Source organism: Marinomonas ostreistagni (assembly GCF_016888445.1).
GTDB lineage: Bacteria > Pseudomonadota > Gammaproteobacteria > Pseudomonadales > Marinomonadaceae > Marinomonas > Marinomonas ostreistagni.
This window is the reverse complement of the sequence record NZ_JAFEKF010000004.1, coordinates 58,295-78,057: the sequence shown is the minus strand read 5'-3', so window position 1 is coordinate 78,057 and position 19,763 is coordinate 58,295. Positions and strand designations below refer to the sequence as shown.

16 protein-coding genes are annotated in these 19,763 nt (G+C 48.0%); 4 read left to right on the top strand and 12 right to left on the bottom strand.

What is annotated here, in order from left to right:
- Positions 1 to 80: 80 nt before the first annotated feature.
- Positions 81 to 821: a hypothetical protein gene (locus JQX58_RS11775; RefSeq protein WP_204147061.1), complete on the top strand. Its 741-nt coding sequence runs from the start codon at positions 81 to 83 to the stop codon at positions 819 to 821.
- Between the two features lie 5 nt (positions 822 to 826).
- On the opposite strand, the gene JQX58_RS11770 is transcribed toward JQX58_RS11775, so the two are convergent.
- A complete protein-coding gene (locus JQX58_RS11770; RefSeq protein WP_204147060.1) occupies positions 827 to 2,521 on the bottom strand; it encodes a diacylglycerol kinase family protein in 1,695 nt (564 codons plus the stop codon).
- Positions 2,522 to 2,825: 304 nt separating this feature from the next.
- Between JQX58_RS11770 and rsgA the strand changes: the two genes are divergently transcribed.
- Positions 2,826 to 3,806, top strand: a complete 981-nt coding sequence (gene rsgA / locus JQX58_RS11765; protein WP_204147059.1) for a GTPase RsgA — start codon at positions 2,826 to 2,828, stop codon at positions 3,804 to 3,806.
- Between the two features lie 66 nt (positions 3,807 to 3,872).
- Here rsgA and JQX58_RS11760 read toward each other — a convergent pair whose 3' ends face one another.
- Entirely contained in the window at positions 3,873 to 5,261 is a 1,389-nt protein-coding gene (locus tag JQX58_RS11760; protein WP_204147058.1) for a peptidoglycan DD-metalloendopeptidase family protein, read from the bottom strand.
- A 179-nt stretch (positions 5,262 to 5,440) separates the two neighbouring features.
- On the opposite strand from JQX58_RS11760, the gene JQX58_RS11755 reads away from it, so the two are divergent.
- Positions 5,441 to 7,105 carry a VRR-NUC domain-containing protein gene (locus JQX58_RS11755; RefSeq protein ID WP_204147057.1) on the top strand — a complete coding sequence of 555 codons (1,665 nt, stop codon included), beginning with the start codon at positions 5,441 to 5,443 and terminating at the stop codon, positions 7,103 to 7,105.
- 72 nt (positions 7,106 to 7,177) lie between these two features.
- Positions 7,178 to 7,966: a formate dehydrogenase accessory sulfurtransferase FdhD gene (locus tag JQX58_RS11750; protein ID WP_204147056.1), complete on the top strand. Its 789-nt coding sequence runs from the start codon at positions 7,178 to 7,180 to the stop codon at positions 7,964 to 7,966.
- A gap of 14 nt (positions 7,967 to 7,980) precedes the next feature.
- Here the strand turns inward: JQX58_RS11750 and JQX58_RS11745 are convergent, their stop codons facing one another.
- The 10 genes from JQX58_RS11745 to JQX58_RS15480 all read right to left on the bottom strand — a co-directional run bounded on the left by JQX58_RS11745 (position 7,981) and on the right by JQX58_RS15480 (position 19,606).
- Positions 7,981 to 9,567: a sensor domain-containing diguanylate cyclase gene (locus JQX58_RS11745; RefSeq protein WP_204147055.1), complete on the bottom strand. Its 1,587-nt coding sequence runs from the start codon at positions 9,565 to 9,567 to the stop codon at positions 7,981 to 7,983.
- 104 nt (positions 9,568 to 9,671) lie between these two features.
- On the bottom strand, positions 9,672 to 10,811 hold the full coding sequence (gene zapE, locus JQX58_RS11740; RefSeq protein ID WP_204147054.1) for a cell division protein ZapE: 1,140 nt from the start codon (positions 10,809 to 10,811) through the stop codon (positions 9,672 to 9,674).
- Between the two features lie 80 nt (positions 10,812 to 10,891).
- Positions 10,892 to 11,923 carry a protein-glutamate methylesterase/protein-glutamine glutaminase gene (locus tag JQX58_RS11735; RefSeq protein ID WP_204147053.1) on the bottom strand — a complete coding sequence of 344 codons (1,032 nt, stop codon included), beginning with the start codon at positions 11,921 to 11,923 and terminating at the stop codon, positions 10,892 to 10,894.
- A 15-nt stretch (positions 11,924 to 11,938) separates the two neighbouring features.
- Positions 11,939 to 12,553: a chemoreceptor glutamine deamidase CheD gene (cheD, locus tag JQX58_RS11730; RefSeq protein WP_204147052.1), complete on the bottom strand. Its 615-nt coding sequence runs from the start codon at positions 12,551 to 12,553 to the stop codon at positions 11,939 to 11,941.
- An 11-nt stretch (positions 12,554 to 12,564) separates the two neighbouring features.
- Entirely contained in the window at positions 12,565 to 13,362 is a 798-nt protein-coding gene (locus tag JQX58_RS11725; RefSeq protein WP_204147051.1) for a CheR family methyltransferase, read from the bottom strand.
- Positions 13,363 to 13,367: 5 nt separating this feature from the next.
- Positions 13,368 to 15,548 (bottom strand): methyl-accepting chemotaxis protein, encoded by a 2,181-nt coding sequence (locus JQX58_RS15485; protein WP_204147050.1) that lies wholly within the window; start codon positions 15,546 to 15,548, stop codon positions 13,368 to 13,370.
- A 23-nt stretch (positions 15,549 to 15,571) separates the two neighbouring features.
- Positions 15,572 to 16,060, bottom strand: a complete 489-nt coding sequence (locus tag JQX58_RS11715) for a chemotaxis protein CheW (protein WP_204147049.1) — start codon at positions 16,058 to 16,060, stop codon at positions 15,572 to 15,574.
- Entirely contained in the window at positions 16,032 to 17,996 is a 1,965-nt protein-coding gene (locus JQX58_RS11710; protein WP_204147048.1) for a chemotaxis protein CheA, read from the bottom strand. Before JQX58_RS11710 ends, JQX58_RS11715 begins: the two co-directional genes overlap by 29 nt.
- 35 nt (positions 17,997 to 18,031) lie before the next feature.
- A complete protein-coding gene (locus JQX58_RS11705) occupies positions 18,032 to 18,397 on the bottom strand; it encodes a response regulator (protein WP_204147047.1) in 366 nt (121 codons plus the stop codon).
- 51 nt (positions 18,398 to 18,448) lie between these two features.
- Complete coding sequence (locus tag JQX58_RS15480; protein ID WP_204147046.1) at positions 18,449 to 19,606, bottom strand: methyl-accepting chemotaxis protein; 1,158 nt, start codon at positions 19,604 to 19,606, stop codon at positions 18,449 to 18,451.
- Positions 19,607 to 19,763 lie beyond the last annotated feature (157 nt).

Sequence of the window (19,763 nt, the reverse complement as noted above, 5' to 3'; positions counted from 1 at the left end):
TTGCCATTTACTCGACATCGCTTAAGCATTGCCGCATACTTGGCGCTTATTTTTTATTGACAGTAGGAAAGAGTTCGACCATGAGGATTATGCGCGCCTATTTTATGTTGTTACCTTTGGTATTAGCGGCTTGTTCCTTCCCCACGAAACAAACGTCTTCTACGCCCACCGCAACTGAGCCAAATGCTGCGGTAGAACCCACACAACAAAACAAACAAGAACACACCAGCGCGATCGATAGTGTACGTGAAAACGCTGCGTCTGATACTCAAGCACTGCAACAAGAGCTTAAGACCCAACAAAAGCTGGCCCTACAAAATATCGCTGAGCTGGATACACGCGTGGGTGAGAGCCTTGCATCGCCTGATACACAAGCCGCAGAAGGCAGCAGCCAAGTGCTACGCCAGCGCATCGAAAACCTAAAAGAATTTAATGCCGCACTGACGCAAAATATTTTTGAATTGGATCAGCGCGTTGAGCAGCGTCGTCAAGCGCCACAACGTGGTGACACGCTAAAAGTGTACTTATCGGATTTATCCGTCGATAAAGCGCAGGACTTTGCGGCGCAGCCTTTAGTTGGCCATTGGGTACGCGGTGAATCACGTATTGTGCGTTTAAATGAAAACCTACTTGCCGAAAATTCTAACTCTGAGCCGTTACGTTTGACATTTAGCGAGCGTTACCAAGTGTTGATCAACGATCAGTTGATTGGCTCTTTTGGCCCTAACCGTAGTAAATACGAAGTTGACTTTGACGCCCCAACAGCCGACCAACAAGGCACGGTGTCAGGGACGTTAACTATTCGAGTTCAGGGCGAATAAACCTTCTATGAAGAGGACGCGACTGCAGGTTGCGCCTCCTCTTCCACTTCATCACGCGCCACATCCAGCTTCGCTGGCACCATGACACTCAATGACTTAGGTATCACCTCCACCTTAATCTCATCCGCCTCACGCACTTCTCCATCCAATACGTAAGGCAATGACTCACCCGCGGCGCTTAACGTCACACGATAAGCGGTTTTGTGGTGCACCCCTTCATATTCATGGTGACTAACTCGACTGGTTAAGCCATGTCCAACCAACTCGACCAAATTGAAAATTTGCGCTCGATCTGGTGACAACCAAGTAAGATCCAGTAGGCCATCACTGATATCAGGTGATCCACGACCTTGTGCCAGTAGCGTCGTGACCGGTGATGCATTGGCAATGGTCAAACTTGGCGTATGAATCTCAAAGGGCTCTTCGTCATTGATGCAAACGTTGTAAGTACGAGAGATATTATCGCTGACCGCTTCGGATAATCCCTGTAAATAAGCAAGTTGGCCACTGGCGTTCTTCTTCGAACGATCGGCTTTTTCGATCATCTGTTCTTCATAGCCAACACCACACAGTAGCAACATGACCTCATCGTTACAGCGGGCGGTGTCGATACGCGTCTCAATCCCCTCAATCAAGGTCAGGCAAGCGGTATCAATGGGATTGATTTTGACACCAATACCGCACAGCGAGTAACTCAAGGCATTGGCCGTCCCAAGCGGAATAATCCCCAAGCGTACGGTCGAGTTGACCAGCTCTTGAGCGACTTCCGCCACCGTACCATCGCCACCACAAGCGATGATCATATCGGGGCGCTGAGCCAAGGCCTTTTTCGCCCAATAGGAGCCGTTGTGTTCGGGCGATGTGGTGCGTACGGTTAAATTATAATAGGGCCCAAGAGTATCCAAAATATGCTGCTTGCTCTGCTCCCACTGGCGCTTACCGGCCACAGGGTTAGCAATCAGCCAAGCAGTGTTATGCACTACCAGTTGTTTTTTGTGATGCATACGCGTCAAGACTTTAAGCTGGCGCTTATTAAGATTGGCACTTTGGCGAATACTGGTAATGTGTTTCAGAATCGCCAAAGGGGTTTTGTTTGGGTGCTGGCTTAGTAGGTAGGCCGCCATTAAAAATACCGAGCGTCCGCGCCCTAGAGCACAATGCACAATCACACTACGGCCGCCTTTACGGTGCGTATGAATCCAATTCAGCGCACGCTGGGTTTGCACTAAGGTCGGCACCGAGTGATCCAACACAGGCACGTTTAAGTAATCGATCCCCTCACCGACCAAGGTCCAATTTAGGGAATTAAACTCTGTGGTCACATCCAGTACCGCACAGATATTATGATGCTTAAGGCTATGTAAATCGGAAGGGAATAAACGTCTAGCTAAGAAAAGGCCTGGTTCTATTTCTTGGATGGCTGGCGTGCTATCACAGTGACGCGCGATGGAATTATAGATTTGTGTCATCCATAAAAACGGCCAGAAAAGCCAGCGCACAGCATAGGGAATCGAGCCATCCGTGCGCTTACGAAAGATAGTTGGTTTGTTAAGAAAGTATGCCAGACTAACGATAAAAAATGATGCGGCACACCAATACCAAGCAACGGTAAAGTAGATGTCTGTGGTCGCCACCCCTAATAAAAGGAAGCCGAACGCGATTAGCACGTATAGCCATTTAATGTTTTGCTGCAACTTCATGAACACACTCCCTAGCTTATTTACTTGCCTAATCGTTCGCTTCTAACACTATACGTTAAGCTGACAATGGTAAATGCGCACGCCTTATATGACGCCTTTTATGCTTAGTTTTGCACGCTTCTAATCGATTGCAAAAAGATCGTAAAAATAGATTTTTCCTGATTAAACAGTGTGCTAATCTCAAAAATTGTCAAATCCTTAATCCATCGAAGATTGCGGGTATGATGTCTGAATGGGAAGCAGCGCAAGCATTCAAGCTGTCTTCTGTAAATTGTTTATTGGTGCTCGCACCTGGAGTTTTTAAATGGATGCATCTATCTCTTTGTTTGAGCTAGGTTGGCAAACCTACTTCCAACAACAGCTGTCACTAGAGGACCTTGAATCAAATCACGTTGCCCGCGTTTGTCATGCTGACAAATCCGGCTATGGTTTGATCAAAGAATCTGGGCTGGCGTCGCTGAGCTCAAACGCCGCACTACCTAACATGACCATCGGTGATTGGATTGTCTTAGATGAGTCAGGTCAGTTTGTTCGCAAACTGGATCGCAGTGCTTTGTTCAGTGACGATAAGGATCAGTTGATCGCTGCCAATGTCGATACTGTATTTATTGTAAGCGCCTTGGATGACAGTTTTAATCTTGAGTTGATTAAACGTTATCTTGAATTGATCCACGAAGCGGAAGCAGACGCTGTGGTAGTGCTAACGAAGGCTGATTTGTGTGCGGATACAGACGCCAAACGCGAGCAAATTCAACAATTAGATCCCCTGCTGCTGATTGAGACAGTGAATGCTAAATCAGATGAACCACTACAAGCATTAAATGGTTTATTCCGTAAGGGTAAAACGGTGGCTATTTTGGGCGCACCAGGTTCAGGCAAATCACGCTTAGTACGTAGCTTGATCACCGTCGAAGAAAGCCATTTTGGTGTTCAGCAAGACGCCTTATTCCAGTTACCAAATGGTGCCGTACTGCTTGATTCACCTGCGCTGCGTGAGCTGCAAGCCAATGAAGCCGAGCTGACCAACGCCTCTGGGTTTGATGTGATTGCCCGTATTGCGGCTAAGTGTCGCTTTAACGATTGCACACACACTAACGAGCCAGGCTGTGCTGTGCGTAAAGCCATCGAAGCAGGTGATATTGAAGCGCAACACGTTAACGCATTCAAACGCTCAAGCTACGGCATGAACGATGGTGCTGACTACAAGTCAAAACCCCAAGATAAGTTTCATCGCAGCGCCAACTCGGATGCGCGCGCACGTAAGCACAGTGCTTCCGACGCCTAACTCATCCAACTGATCAAAAAAAAGCCCAGTACTGTTTCAGTACTGGGCTTTTTTATAGGCTTGGGATTACAGCTCTTGCTGTGCATCCATCAGCTGTGTCCATTTGCCTATGGATGCTTTAAATCCAGCCTGCTCGTCGCTCGGGATCGACTGCATGGTTGGAATCTTGGCCGTCATCGGATTCACTGGACGACCATTCACATGTAGCTCATAGTGCAAGTGCGGCCCAGTGATACGTCCGGTGGCCCCTGATAAAGCAATCACCTGACCACGCTTCACACGCTGACCACGCTTCACCAGAATCTTATTCAAGTGTAGGAAGCGCGTGTTGTACTTACCGATGTTATCAATATCGATGTATTTGCCTGCATAGCGGTGATTCGCCGTACGGGTCACAATGCCATCACCGGTCGCATAGACTTTGGTACCAGTTGGCGTTGCTAAGTCGGTACCATTATGCGGCGCTGGACGCCCCGTCACAGGGTGCAAGCGGTTAGGATTGAATCCTGAACTGATGCGATAGCGCACCGATGTCGGCCAACGGCGTAGCGCTGGCGTCAAACTATTACCATCGGCATCATAGAAACGACCATCGGTATGCAAGAAGGCTTGGTAGTACTCACCGCGCACTTTGATGCGAACCGCTTCGACTTGCACTGAACCAAACGTTTGTCCGTCTACTTCACCCTGCTTGAGCACCACATCAAACTCATCACCTTTGCGCAAATCACGTCTAAAGTCGAGACGGTTTTTCAATAGGTCACTGATGACCATGACATTGGCATCAGACAAGCCTGTACGCTTCGCCGATAAGTAAAAACTGCCCTGCACTTCACCGTGTTTTGTGTACTGCACATAGTTGATCGGCTTCACATCTTCGGTATACATGAAGCCACCTTCATCATGCTTCACATAGGTGATGGTTTTACTGGGGTCAATACGACGCGACAAAGCGACCAGCTGATCTTTTTCATCGGTTTTAAAGCGTAACTTATCGCCGACTTGCAGCGGCTCTAGCACCAAGTATTCTTGATCGGCTTCAAGTAATTCGTACATGGTCGAAATCGGGAAGCCATATTTATTAAAAATGCCTTCAAGGGTATTACCCGATTCGATGGTGTGTTCTACCAAGCGCGGTTTATCGACTGACTGTGCCATTTGACCTTCCAAAGAAGGCGCCATCTCATCTTGTGTCACGCGCTCGCCAATGCCGTCTGGCAATGCTGGCGCTAACGCATCTAAGGAAGGGGGCTTGGGCGCATCGGCTACCTGCGCGCTAATGGGCGCCAGTTCAATGCGGCTATTGGGCATAGCTTGGTAGTTTTCATCACGCTGATCGTCCGTAACAGCGTTATCATAAATTAGCAAAAACAACACAAATACCGATACAATGAGCAGTGCCCATAGGCGCGGACCTTTCGGTAGCCAGCGTAGTTTTTTTATAGGATGAACCATAGAGAGTAACTTCTTTCCAAGACAGCTCTCTGCTGCCGTATTAGGGTATGCACTGCTAACTTAATTAGCAGATTACCTACTGATATTCTTAAGAATGCAACATCTTGCCTGAGTCCAAAAAAAAATGACAGCTTGACGCGTGCAAATCTATCGAAATTACAGGTATTCCAATATTTTCTATGAGCGACAGCCGCTTTAAATCAGCTTCTCTTAGCCAACAGACTTATTACCTAGACAATGCCAAAAGCGTTTGGCGCTGGGTCTTAAATCATCACAGTGATCTTCTCACAGATTCCGAAGTGGCGACTTTGGAAGGCATTTTCAACCTTGCTCCAGACGCCCAAGCCCTGCTGACGCGTTTGATCATGCGCCGTGGCGAACTGTTTGACAGCGAGCGCTTACACTATCCTGAAATAGCCGATATCTCCGCCGCCATCACCCAACTCGGCACCCAACATTATATAACGCTAGACCCGCTGATTGGTGTGGCGTCATTGTGTCATAAGGCTACCAAAGAGCAACTTGCTCAAGTCATACAACACCAAGACTTAGCACCGCTCAACAAGTCATCAGCAAAGGCTTTACTAAGACAGCATCTTGAACAAACGTTCCCGTCAGACATGTGTAAAAGTTTCTCGCAATGGGGCATGCCTGGCACTTGGGTCGAGCTGCAACAGCCAGAACTGTTTGCACGGATCCAACTGATGTTTTTTGGCAACCTGCATCAAGACTGGTCTGAGTTTATTGTGACTGAGCTTGGCCACATACAATATGAAACGGTTGAGCTAACGCCGCAATCTAGAGCCTTTCAAAGCCGTCAAGAGATCGATACCTATCTGCAGCTAGAAGTGTTGCGACAAGCACTGGATAACGGGGCCTATACAGACAAACAACACACCATCTTGCTGCACACCCCTTTCGAAAACCCTTGGCTAGAAAAGCGTCGTCAGCGTCTTTGCTTCCTGTGGGCGCAGCAACTGGAAAAGCAAGGCGAGCCAGACTCAGCCATGCAATACTACCGTTGCACCTTGGGTAATCATGCTAATGTCCGCTACCTACGTTTATTAGAACGCAGCGCCACGCCTCAAGACGTCGTAGCGCAAGCACACCAGCTGCTTGAGAAAACCAGTCACCAAGAAACCTACACATTACTGCAAAGAGTGTTACATCGAGCACAGAAAAAGCTCGGCCAAAGCATCGCCAAAACAACGGCTTTTATACCTAAAGTCCGGCAGTTGACACTAGTTAAAGACACACAAAGCGTAGAGCGAGCAGTGGCAGACTATTTACAGCAGCAATCGCCTCGAGCCCCCGTGTATTACGTCGAAAACTTACTCTTGCCAGCGCTTTGGGCACTACTCTACTGGGAGGTTATCTATGCACCTGTACCTGGGGCCTTTTTTCATCCGTTTCAAAGCAGCCCCAAAGACCTCTACAGTGACCAATTCTTCAGCCGACGCCAAGCACCACTCATGCAAGTTCAGCAGGCACTTGAGGATGGCACCTACCGCGATCTCATACAGCAACGCTTTGCTGAAAAATATGGTATCAGTTGTCGCTTTATTTATTGGCCAGCGTTGACCCAAGAGTTACTGGGTCAGGCACTGACATGTATCTCAGTGGATGCCTTAAGCGCCATCTTTGATTATCTAATGCAAGACCTAAAACATCACAAAAAAGGGCTGCCGGACTTGATTCGTTTTGATCCAAGTGCCCAGAACTTTGAACTGATTGAAGTAAAAGCACCCAACGACCGCCTGCAGGAGCAGCAAACACTGTGGCTGCAGCACTTTGCTCAACATGACATCGACGCTTGGGTTGCAAAAGTCACTTGGCAGGACTAAACAGACAAGATTTTGTCTTCAACTTATCTTAAGATGACGGTTAAACAGTTATTAATTAAGGGGTTATCGGCTATGGATTACACTGGCACTCGAACGCAAAGCTATCTTTCTAGCGGCCAATCGCATGCCGTCGAGCTGGTCGAAGAAGTCCCGATTGCCATCAGTATCAACGAGCTCAATTATGCCGTCATCATGATTACCCCGATTGATATTGAAGCCTTCATCACAGGCTTCGCTCACTCTGAAGGTATCATTAAACAAGCCAATGAAATTCTTGATATCACCTTAGAGTCAGCCCCCGCACAAGGCCAGCAACTACCCGAACACATTCGCGCCAATATTGAGCTTACAGGGCGCGCGCAACATCGTGCTTCCGGCGTTATGCGCCAACGTAAAGGCACCAGTGGCTGCGGCTTATGTGGCATTGAAGCGATCGAACAAAGCTTTCCTGAAATGCCCTCCCTCACACCCAGTGCAGCACTGACCGACCACCAATGGTTAGCTGCTAAAGCTGCATTTGATGAACATCAGCAAGTGGGCGCTGTGTCTGGTGCTATCCATGGCGCTATGCTGCTCAGTGCAGAGGGTGATTACTTGGCCTTTGCCGAAGATATTGGTCGTCATAATGCGCTGGATAAACTAATTGGCAAAGCCATGATGGCCGGTCAAAATATGGCCGGCTGCCATATTTTGATGTCGAGCCGTTGTAGCACCGAATTGATTTTAAAAGCGGTACGAGCACAGGTTGCAAGCCTTGGCCACTTGGCGTCACCGAGTACATTAGCCGTCACCCAAGCCAAACAATATGGGTTGCATCTCGTGCATCTACCGCGTCGTGCCGAGCCGCGTCACTTTGACTAAAACGAGTCAGATAACTAATCTCTGATCGCTAAGGCGCCACTGCGCACACAGTTTCGCCCTGCATTTTTGGCGGCATACAGTGCGGTATCAGCCTGTTTAATGGCCACATCAATATCCCGCATGCTAGCGCAGTGCTGAACGCCACTGACACCGATTGAAACCGTGATGTGTCGCACTTTGGGCATGGGCGATAAAGCGATGGTTTCACACAAGGATTGGGCTTGATCAAGCGCTCGCTCAAGCGATGTGTGCGGTAGAAAGACTAAAAACTCCTCGCCACCAACACGACACGCAATGCCGGTATCAGCCAAGGACTGCTGCATAATGCGGGCTAACTCGGTGATCACTAAGTCCCCCACATCATGGCCAAAACGATCGTTGACCTGTTTGAAGTGGTCGATATCCAGTGCTAGCACCGCAAAACAAGCTTGCTGCGACTCAAAATCGTCTAAAATACGCTGCATGCCACGACGATTATAAAGTCCTGTCATCGGATCGGTATGACTGTCGTTATCAAGCTCATGAATACGTTCATTAAGTAAGCCAATGCCGTGCAGGATAGCGATTTTTAGCTGAGCGGCTTCGTAATACCAAGCGCGGATCGATAAAATTCCGTGTTGCACCTGTTCATCATTGATGTTGCTAACGCTGCGCGCTAACTGGGTCAAAGGGCGAGTAATCATATAGGCAAAAAACCAGATGCCTAAAATGGTTAATAACGCCACTGGCAAACTGCGCCAAAACACTTGTAATACCTGCGTATTAATCCCTTCCATCACACTGGCTTTGGGTCGCTGCACCACAACGCCCCACTGTGCTGAGGTGATGGGTGAATACCCAGCTAACATATCAACATCGAGCGAATTAATCAGTTCACGTGCACCACCACGTCCGTCTGTCACCTGCTGAATAAAGGGCATATACGAGACATTCTCGCCAATGCGCTTTTTATCCGCGTGGAATATCAACTCGCCATGACGGTCGACCACATACAGGTAAGTCTCATCCTCAAAGAAATGATCGCGCATTAGGCGTGCAAGAGAACCATTTTCATTGAGGTAAATGGTGCCAGAAACGTACCCTAAATAACGTCCACCATCGCCCCAAATAGGATGCGAAATACTGATCAGCGTGTTACCAGATACCGAATGAAAGGGATCCGTAATCAGCGGATCTTTAGCGTAAAACGACTGTCGAGTGTTTTCCGGTAGCACATATCCTGCTGGCACAATATCCTGTGGCCAAATGGCAGCAACTTGGGCATTTTGATTCACCACAATGGCGGAGTTAAACAGATCTGATTGATTCACAATGCGGTGCACTTCGCTTTCGGCGTAAGATCGCCCCATGCGTTTGTCTGATAACAGCACCGATGAGTAGGCGATTTGCTTTTGTGCGGAAAGCAACATTGTTTCGGCGGAGGCCGCTATTTTGGCGGCGTAGCGGCGATTGGATTCAAGCGTAGCATTAACCATAAGCTGTTTTTGCTCGTTGTAAATCGCCCAGTAGCTGTTCCCCAAGCTCAACAACACACTACCTATGGTAAGCAGTAGTATCAAACGCCGTAAATCGGCACGAATGATCTGTTGGATGATTGCCATGTTATTCCTACACTCAGTAGCCTAACACTACTAAGTTTATGCCTAAAAATTGATAGCCTATTGATTGAAAGCAACTTTTACATCATAGCTGCCAATAACTTTACCTACTGAGTGCTCGTTTGGCGCAAATGATAGCCTTGTGTCTGCATTTCGCTAATACGGCTGTAGGTGCGTCGAAACTCAAACGTCAGCACGCCATTTTGGTAGAGCTGATCTAGGGGACACTGAGCTTGAAAAATCACACACACACCTTGGTCATAGCACTCGTCTACCAAACTAATAAAACGTCTTACCGCATCGTCATGAATACCCAATGCCACGCGCCGCTCACCGGTTGCCCCAGAGCCTAACGCACTATCTTCCGTACCACGTGCTTTTATTTGCTCATAAGGCTCGCTACTCAATTCTGGAATATGACTAATCACCAAGGTATCAAACTGCTGCGCTAAAGACATGTAATCTTGAGAGGAACGTGGTTTCTCGCACAATTCATCAAAGTGACACCAAAGGGCATGCGGGTTTTTCGCTTGAAACTCAAGCGGGCGGTGATTAACTTTAAGCTCACCCAATACCGCGTCTTGCGCCGCGAAGAGTTGTGACAACACTTGCTCTTGCAATGCCCTGAATGACTCGAAGTACACCGGCAGCTCGATCGGCAAACGAAAGCGGTAATCCTTATCACCCGTCACATGAAACACCTCTAAGTGCTCTGACATTAACGCAATGGTTGGTGCAAAGCGTTGCTTTTGTAATTGATTTTGAAACAGCTCAACCACTGGAATATTAGACGTTGCCACCAGATGGACCCCCTCTTCAAATAGGGCTTGGATCAGGTTTCCCAGCAACATCGCATCGGCGATATCGTTGACAAAAAACTCATCAAAGCAAATCACCTTTACCTCACGCGCCATACGAGCGGCAATTTGCTGTAACGGATTAGCGACGCCAAAAGTGGTATTTAGCTCTTTGTGCAATGCCGCCATGAAATGATGAAAGTGCTGTCGACGGCCGACGCCAGCGGGTAAAGAGGCAAAGAAAAGATCCATCAGCATCGTCTTGCCACGCCCAACGCTACCCCACAAATAAACGCCAAGCGGACTGACCGAAGACGATGACGCCTGTTGTGCCGTGAGACGAACCCACAAATCATTGAGCGCGGATAAAGCCGCTTGCTGAGCTTCAGAGTGCTCGATGCGACCCTGACTCACGCGCGTTTGGTAAAGGGTAAAAGGAGACTGTGACAAAAGCGGACCTTGTTTCGTGCGGTGCGATCAAAGCCGCCATTGTAGCGAGCTGTTAGAGCAATTCACAGTCCCAGCCTAGATTAACGCTTGGCGGCATCGATTAAGGTGGCTCCAATTCGGTCAAGCGCCGCTACCTTGGTAGCCGCCCCCAGCTCAATCGCTTCTCTTGGCATACCAAATACGACACAACTTTCTTCATCTTGTGCGACAGTATAAGCACCTTGATCGTGGATTTTCTTCAACCCCTTAGCGCCGTCTCGCCCCATCCCTGTTAACAGGGTGGCAAGCGCGTGTTTGCCGACTTCTTTGGCAATTGATTCAAACAACACATCGACAGAGGGCCGGTGGCCGCTGACTTTTTCAGCTTCAAACACATCGGTATATAACTGGTTTCCCTTGCGCACCACCCTTAGATGAAAGTCGCCAGGGGCAAGATAGGCATAACCTGGTTGCACCAGCTCGCCACCTTTGGCTTCAATCACTTTAAAATCGGTCGTACTGTCTAGACGTGCGGCGTATGTCGTGGTGAAACCGGCTGGCATATGTTGGGTCATCACCACGGCAAAATGCTGCGCCGGCAACTGCTGTAACACACTACGAATCGCTTCAGTGCCACCAGTTGAGGCCCCAATTGCCAACACTCGATTACTGCTTAATTCACTGGCATTGGCGGCTTTTTTTGCGGTAGGCACTGGCGTAAACGAGCGACTCTTAGCGGCCTGTTTTACCTTTTGAATCACCGTGCTCGCGTAATGCTGCAATAAGGCTTGCTCATCCGCGGTAGGTTTAGGGATATAATCGACTGCGCCTAACTCTAACGCACGCAATGTCACGTCGGCGTTCGCTCGTGTTAACGTAGAAATCATCACTACCGGTGTCGGCTGTGCTTTCATTAGTACTTCTAAAAAGCGCAAGCCGTCTACTTTAGGCATTTCTACATCTAGGGTAATGACATCAGGTTTAAGCTCACGCACCATTTCTTTGGCTTCAAACGCATCACGCGCAGTTGCCACTACATGAAGCTGTGGGTCTTCGCTGATTATCTGCTGCAAGATCCGTCGAATCAGCTCTGAGTCGTCGACGATCAAGACTTTTATTAATTTACTCACCATGTAACGTCTTCCATCTTAAAATATATCTATGTCACCAGAGCGATCGCGGCGCTGGCGAACTTTTTCGCGATAACGCATTTCTTCGGTTATCAACTCATCATCATAATATGAAGTAAGCTTTTTCATCATGACTCTTCCCGACGTAGGGAAGAAGTTTACCTTACGGGGAAAACGCCCCAACACATCGTAAGCATCGACAGGGATCAGCTCGCGTTTTAAGAAGCTTTGTACAAAGCGCACATTTTCATCCCCTACCTGACTATGGGTCATCGCTTGCAAAACATTGGCGCCACCAAATACTTTAGCTCTTAAATTGGCACGTCGCCCGCCCAACTTGACGATGTCATTAATCAACAGTTCCATTGCATGCACGCCGTAGCGCCCCGCTGAAGAAAGTAAATCATTCTCAGGCACGCCATCAGGCAATAGAAAATGGTTCATACCACCAACCTTGGCATCAAGGTCAAACAAGCACACTGTGACACATGAGCCTAACAGCGTGGTAATCATCACCTCTTGATCCGTAGCATAGAACTCTCCGGGCAACACTTTATGGGCCACTTTTTGGAATTGATGATCCAAAAAAGTACGTGTTGCGGGCGTTTGTGTGGCCGCGCTTGATTGCGTCAAAATAGACCTTACTACAGTTTGATGTAGGCTGTGCGGCCGATGGGCTTCATCAGGTGGCCGTATTGCGAAAAGTTCTCAGAATGCCCAGCAATATACAGTCCGCCTGGACGCAGTTTGGCTAATAATCGCGACAAAATCTCTCCTTGATGATCCTTATCAAAATAAATCATGACATTACGACAAAAAATGACATCGCTCTTGGTCGCTTCAGGGTACTGCTGATCCAGCAGATTAATACGCTGAAAATCGATTAATTCTCGCAATGCAGGCACCACTTTGGCTTGTCCAAGATGCTTGCCTTTACCACGTAAAAAGAAACGCTCTTTATTGGCAAGCCCTGCCACTTTGTCTAATGGGTATACCCCCATTGCTGCTTTAGCCAACACACGACTGTCAATGTCGGAGGCCAATACACGAGTGGAGATATCAAAGCGTTGATAGTGCTGTACCAGTGCCATCGCTATTGAATAGGGCTCTTCGCCCGTACTCGATGCGGTACACCAGATACGCTCTACTTTCTCTCCACTGGCAATGAAGTCCGATAGAATCTCAAAATGATGCGGCTCACGAAAAAAGGACGTCAGATTGGTCGTCAAGCAATTAATAAAATGCTCTTCTTCGTCTGGGTGCGCCGCTAGATACGCCACATATTGGCGCATTTCATTGAGCTTCAGCACACGTATCCTCGGCACTAATCGGCTGTAGACCAACGAATCCTTGCTGTCCGCTAACTTAATGCCAGTCAGTTGTAACAGCACCTCGCGTACGCGATTAAAATCGGCTGGGGTATAGCGAAATTCGCGCTCCATCGTATTTAGAACTCTTCCCAGTCATCATCGTTGAGCGCCTCATTATTTTGATCAGGTGCCTTAGGACTCATCTTTGGCTTGCGGCTTGCTGACGATACACTGGCCTTGGCCACGGTTCTACTGACCTCACTGTCATGATGCGATAACGCTAATGGTGTTGAAACTGGACTGCGATCGTTCTCATCTAAGACAAAGCGCGCGACTTCATCTTCTAAATGCCCAGCTTGAGATTTAAGGCTTTCCGCTGACGCGGCAGCTTCTTCGACTAGGGCAGCATTTTGCTGAGTCATCTCGTCCATTTGCGTCACAGCACGGTTGATTTCATCAATGCCCGAAGCCTGCTGTGCAGATGCGGACGCGATATCCGACATCAGCATATTGACCTGTTTAATCGCCTCAACAATCTGTCCCATGGTGTCACCAGATTGATTCACCAGTTCATTACCATCCGTAATTTTGGCGACCGAATCCGAAATCAGCGATTTAATGTCTTTGGCGGCGTTGGCCGAACGCTGCGCCAAGGTGCGCACTTCAGAGGCAACGACCGCAAATCCACGGCCTTGTTCGCCCGCCCGAGCCGCTTCTACCGCCGCATTCAAGGCTAAGATATTAGTCTGGAACGCGATGCCATCAATGACGCCAATAATGTCGGAGATCTTACGCGCCGAATCGTTGATGGAGCCCATGGTTGTCACCACTTGAGCGATGATCACACCACCCTGCTCAGCGACTTTGGACGCATCACTGGCCAGTACATTGGCTTGTTGTGCATTGTCAGCATTCAAACGCACGGTCGCGGTGATCTCTTCCATACTCGAAGCAGTCTCTTCAAGACTTGAGGCTTGTGTTTCGGTACGGTTGGACAAATCCGAATTACCTTGTGCAATCTCAGTCGCCGCCGCATTGATTGTTTCTGCCGCGCTGCGGATCTGACCAATCATGGTCGACAAGTTTTCGCTGGTCTGATTACAGTAGCGCTTAAGGTCGTCAAACTGCCCACTGTAGTCTTGTGTAATACGCGCACTCATATCCCCATCCGACATAGCCATTAAGACTCGAGCAATATCTGCTAACCCTTCGTCGGCAGTGCTCATCAGTTGGTTTAGGGATTGTGCAAGGAAGAGCATAAAGTCATTTTTGCCCGTCTCTTTGACTCGTACGGTAAAGTTACCTGCAGCGGCTTGCTTCACGATTTCGCCGACTTCCTGCTGAGCCCCTACTTCTGCGGTGCGATCCAACCATTCCACAACGGAGCCAATACGCTCTCCAGTGGCGTCATAAATCGGGTTTGCCGTTAATCTAAAGTGCAAGCCTGCGACGGTAATGTTGCTTTCAAAACGCCCTGTCAACGCTTGTAGTAGATGCTTTTGATGGGCAGGATTTTTATGGAAAATATCCATATTACTGCCAACGATGGTGTCGACCGAGAAGTGCGGCAAGGCTTGGCGCAAATCGCTCTCGACCGCACGCAACATATCTTCTACTGACTGGTTCATGTAGATAATATTGCGCTCTGCATCGGCAATCATAACGTTAGTTGAGGTCGCATTCAGCGCCGCTTCGACACGCATCGCTGATAACATACGCTGCTCTTTTTCAGCCTCTTCACGCTCACGTTCGCTACGCCCTTGAGCAAAGCTACTGGCCATACCGACAAGGCCTTGGTTGAGCTGCCCTAACTCATCTTTGCGTTTAGTATTGAGCTCTACATTATAGTCACCTTCAGCAATTTGACGGATCGCACCAAGCTGTAGACGAATCGGACGCGTGACACTTCGAATCACCCAAACTGAAATTAACAGTGCCACCAACACCACTGCCGCGATGATTAGAAAACTACTGCGCATGACCGCTTGTTCATGATTCATTTGGATGGGCGCACTGGCTTGATGGGCCGCGAGCGACTGCTGCAAGGTAGCCAACTGCTGCTGTAGATTTTGTGGCGATACCGAGCCGCCACCAGCCTCATTATTGGCAAGGGCTTGAGAGTTCTGTTGCCGTAATAGTTCAGCTATTTGGCTGAGCTGCTGTGCATACTGTAGCGTTTGCATTTCATGCTGAGAGGCATTGATAGCTACCTGTTCATAGTCATAAAAAAGCTTGGTCGGAATCGCAATGGCCAGCGCAACAAATAAACCTAACACACAAAATTTTAATGTCAGGCTAAGATTATTAAATCCACCCATGGTGTATTGTCCTTATCAAATTATTAGGCATGCGCCGTATCAAATAAACCTAATTCATCACTGGAGATCAGCTCTTCGATGTCCACAATGATGATCATTTGCTCATCCATGCTCGCTAAGCCATGCAAGTAACGACTGTCAAATGTGACACCAAACTCTGGTGCCGGACGAATGTCTTCTGCATCAAAGTTCATCACATCAGAGACACTGTCGACGACAATACCGACAATACGATCTTTGACATTGAGCATGATGACGATAGTCCATTCATTATAGGTCGCTTCACCGATGCCAAACTTAATACGTAGATCGATAATCGGTACGATATCGCCACGCAAATTGATGACACCCTTAATATAGCTTGGCGCATTGGCTATTTTGGTGGCGCTTTCGTAACCGCGAATTTCTTTCACGGTCATAATATCTAGACCGTAGGTTTCATCCCCGAGTACAAATGTCAGAAACTCTTGTGCCAACATGGTACTAGAACTCGATTGCTGCACTGCTGTCATGAGCCATGCCTCCCTTAATATCTGCTTGGATAAACTGCGTCAGCGATTCCACATCTAAGATCAGTGCTACACTGCCGTCGCCCATTATGGTGGCGCCAGCTACCCCTTCCACACGTCTGAAGTGACGCTCTAAACTTTTAATTACAACTTGCTGTTGGCCAACTAATCCATCGACTATCAGGCCAAAACGGCTTTTGGCTGTTTCTACCAACACCACAATCGCTTTTTCTAAATCACTGTGAGCCTGATCATTCGCTAGGGACTGAGCGATATCGACTAACGGCCAATATTCTTCGCGCACCCACAAAATTGGGTTGTTTTTGATAATCTTAATTTGCGCCTTGGTTGGCTGAATACTCTCGACAATATTTACCAGCGGGATAACAAACACTTGATCACTGGCCTCTACACACATGCCATCAACGATGGCTAAGGTCAGTGGTAAATTAATCTGGAAAGTTGCCCCCATACCAGGCACCGAGAAAATCTCTACACGTCCACCAAGCGCTTCGATATTGCGTTTGACCACGTCCATGCCCACGCCGCGTCCCGACACATCGGTCACCTCTGCCGCGGTTGAAAATCCAGGCGCAAAGATCAGTTGCCAAATAGCCTCATCGGTTAATGGCTCCGGTAAACTAATACCATTCTCTAGGGCTTTGTTAAGAATACGCTCGCGATTAAGGCCTGCCCCGTCGTCACTGATACTAATAACGATCTCGCCACCTTTTTGGGCGGCACTTAAAATGACCGTACCGGTTTCATTTTTACCTTTGGCAAGGCGTTGTTCAGGCGCTTCAATACCATGATCAATGCTATTGCGGATTAGATGCGTCAGTGGATCTGAAATCTTCTCGACTAGGTTTTTATCGATTTCTGTGGCGGCGCCTTCGATCACTAAATCAATTTTCTTATCCAGTTTGACCGATAAATCACGCACTAGCCGCGGAAAACGGTTAAACACAAAAGAAATGGGCAGCATACGCACTGACATAACCGCCTCTTGAATCTCGCGGGTATTACGCTCTAACTCAGCCAAGGCGCCCTGCATTTTTTCCATGACGCTGTCTTGCACATCGTTACCAATCAAGTTGAGCATCGATTGCGTGATAACCAACTCACCCACTAAGTTGACCAGCTTATCGATTTTAAGGGTATCTACACGAATACTGGTGGCTTCAGTCTTAGTTTCCGCGCCGGTTTTGCTCGCCTTTTTCACAACCGCGGACTCGCTTTTAACGGTCTCTTGAGGCGATTTTTCTGACGCGTCGACGACTGGCGGGGAAGTCTCGGATTCGAACAAGCCAAAGCTTGGGTCTTCTACACCCGTTTCAGTCACATCCTCAAAAAAGCCAAAACCCTCTTCTGTATCTACTGATGCGGTTTCTTCATCAAAAAAGCCAAAGCTGTCGTCTTCTTGGCTCACTGAAACCACCTGATTTGTCTCAGGCTCATCATCGAAAAAGCCAAAGTCTTGTGCTTCTTGCGCTTCTTGTGCGCTATTGGGCTGCGGCTCAGTTGTCTCTTGATCAGGCTTAGTAGTGCTCATCACATTCGCATGAGCCTGCTCTAATGTTGCTTGGGCAGCTTCCACCATTGGCCAGTCGATTTCGTTTTCTTCGCGATAACTGTCCAATACGTCTTTGAGCACATCCACGGTTTCTAGCAATACCGTAATGAGGTTACTGTTTAAACGCAGAGTTTGATTACGCGCCGCATCCAACATGTTTTCCATGACATGAGTTAACCCCGTCATGGCGGTAAAGCCAAAAATACCACTGCCCCCTTTGATGGAGTGCGCCGCACGAAAAACGCTGTTTAAATCTTCGATGTCTGGGGCATCAATGTCATAAGCCAGAAGAAGTGTTTCCATCGTTTCAAGATGCTCTTGCGCTTCCTCAAAAAACACTTCGTTAAACTGGTTTAAGTTATCCATACTTTTATGACCCCACGTAAATGGCAAACAACGATTTAACGTACAACCTTAGCAACGACTTCAAGCAGCTTTTTCGGCTCAAAAGGCTTTACCATCCAGCCGGTTGCACCAGCCGCTTTGCCTTTCTGCTTCATTTCATCACTGGCTTCTGTTGTCAACACGATCAATGGCACACCGGAAAAAGAGCTCATCGCACGTAGGGATTTGATAAGCGTTAAGCCATCCATGTTGGGCATATTTTGGTCGGTTAAGACAAAATCAAAGCGCTCTGCGCGACACACACCTAACGCTTCTTGGCCGTCTTTAGCGGTTTTTACTTCATAACCCGCACCTTTTAAGGTCATTTCGACCATTTGACGTACCGAAGGCGAATCATCAACCACTAATAATTTTTTACTCATATCTACTTCCTTAGGCTATCTACTGTAGCAACTTTAATGTGAGTGAGAGGGCTAAAATAAGTCCACGTCACCACTTTCAATGGTGTTTTGTGAGACTGGATTATGTTTTTGTTCGTTGCGTTGTTTGAGCGATACCAACTTGCTCTCTAATACGGCTTCCAAAGACTCAATACTGTCTTGGTTAAGATGGCGCATCTGCTCGGTAATAAACTCAAGCGTCTCAATGGTGTAGAGCAAATTTTGCGAGTTGATATCGTCAAACTGCAAACCGCGGGTGGCATCAAAAATGGCGCTTTCAAGATCCGTGGCTAAGCCGTCCAAACGTTGAGCAGTGGCTTCATCAACCTCAGCTTTTTCGACCACATGCTCCAACATGCTCTGCATCGAATGTTTGGAATCAGAAATATAAGAAACATCTTGGGCTGCTAGGTGCTCCATGGATTGCGCCAGCACGTTGACCTGCTGCTGCATTTTTTGCAATCTTGCTTGGATAGCATCACTGAATCCTGAAGAGCGATTTGAGAGCGAACGCACCTCATCTGCTACCACCGCAAAGCCGCGGCCAGCCTCACCTGCACGCGCTGCCTCAATCGCTGCGTTAAGGGCCAATAGATTGGTTTGTTCAGCGATATCATCAATGTCTTTTAACGCTTGGGTGATTTGCGGCATTTCGGCGTGAATGGCACGAACTTTCTCTAGTAGCTGGCTAGAGCCATCCGACATCTCTGTCATAGTGCCGATAAACTTATCCATGGTTTGCGCCGTTTGCCCAGCAAAATCACGCATCACGTCACTGTAGCGTCGCTCTTGACCGTTGTGGTCACTGTCATCAAGCAACATATGAATGTTTTCGTTTTGGCTATGGATCAGCTGATTGGTTTGATCAAACGAACGACTCAGCAACTCAACCGCACTTTTTTGTGTGTCTAAGACATTTTGCATATCGTCTTTGCAGACATTCAACAGCGGCACTAACTCTGCATTAAGAAGATGCTGCACTTTATCCAATGACGCCGCATCGGCTGTGTTTGAAGCACTGCTGGCGCCAGTAGTATTAGGAATATTCTCAGAGGATTGTGGTCGAGCAAGAAATACAATCAAAGCACCTGATAGCGCTAAAATGATAAATGCTTCCCAATGGAAGCCCGACCAAGCTAGGTAACCGGCAACGAGCACCGCAAAAAGATGAATTAGAGATGTTTTCAACATATTTGATCCTTGGTATGTGCAATTGATGCGACCCTTAGTCGCCTTATCCCTGCCTAGAGGCTTCCTAGCTTAATCAACAAAATCCCTTGCTCTATAGCGCTCTAAATATAAGGCGCTATGACTCTTAAACCGTTACAAATATGTTAGCGTTGAAGCA

What these genes read in the sequence shown, in the direction of transcription:
- JQX58_RS11775 (WP_204147061.1), top strand. Translation starts at nt 81, where the DNA reads ATGAGGATTATGCGCGCCTATTTTATGTTGTTACCTTTGGTATTAGCG.
- JQX58_RS11770 (WP_204147060.1), bottom strand. Translation starts at nt 2,521, where the DNA reads ATGAAGTTGCAGCAAAACATTAAATGGCTATACGTGCTAATCGCGTTC.
- rsgA (WP_204147059.1), top strand. Translation starts at nt 2,826, where the DNA reads ATGGATGCATCTATCTCTTTGTTTGAGCTAGGTTGGCAAACCTACTTC.
- JQX58_RS11760 (WP_204147058.1), bottom strand. Translation starts at nt 5,261, where the DNA reads ATGGTTCATCCTATAAAAAAACTACGCTGGCTACCGAAAGGTCCGCGC.
- JQX58_RS11755 (WP_204147057.1), top strand. Translation starts at nt 5,441, where the DNA reads ATGAGCGACAGCCGCTTTAAATCAGCTTCTCTTAGCCAACAGACTTAT.
- JQX58_RS11750 (WP_204147056.1), top strand. Translation starts at nt 7,178, where the DNA reads ATGGATTACACTGGCACTCGAACGCAAAGCTATCTTTCTAGCGGCCAA.
- JQX58_RS11745 (WP_204147055.1), bottom strand. Translation starts at nt 9,567, where the DNA reads ATGGCAATCATCCAACAGATCATTCGTGCCGATTTACGGCGTTTGATA.
- JQX58_RS11735 (WP_204147053.1), bottom strand. Translation starts at nt 11,923, where the DNA reads ATGGTGAGTAAATTAATAAAAGTCTTGATCGTCGACGACTCAGAGCTG.
- JQX58_RS11725 (WP_204147051.1), bottom strand. Translation starts at nt 13,362, where the DNA reads ATGGAGCGCGAATTTCGCTATACCCCAGCCGATTTTAATCGCGTACGC.
- JQX58_RS15485 (WP_204147050.1), bottom strand. Translation starts at nt 15,548, where the DNA reads ATGGGTGGATTTAATAATCTTAGCCTGACATTAAAATTTTGTGTGTTA.
- JQX58_RS11715 (WP_204147049.1), bottom strand. Translation starts at nt 16,060, where the DNA reads ATGACAGCAGTGCAGCAATCGAGTTCTAGTACCATGTTGGCACAAGAG.
- JQX58_RS11710 (WP_204147048.1), bottom strand. Translation starts at nt 17,996, where the DNA reads ATGGATAACTTAAACCAGTTTAACGAAGTGTTTTTTGAGGAAGCGCAA.
- JQX58_RS11705 (WP_204147047.1), bottom strand. Translation starts at nt 18,397, where the DNA reads ATGAGTAAAAAATTATTAGTGGTTGATGATTCGCCTTCGGTACGTCAA.
- JQX58_RS15480 (WP_204147046.1), bottom strand. Translation starts at nt 19,606, where the DNA reads ATGTTGAAAACATCTCTAATTCATCTTTTTGCGGTGCTCGTTGCCGGT.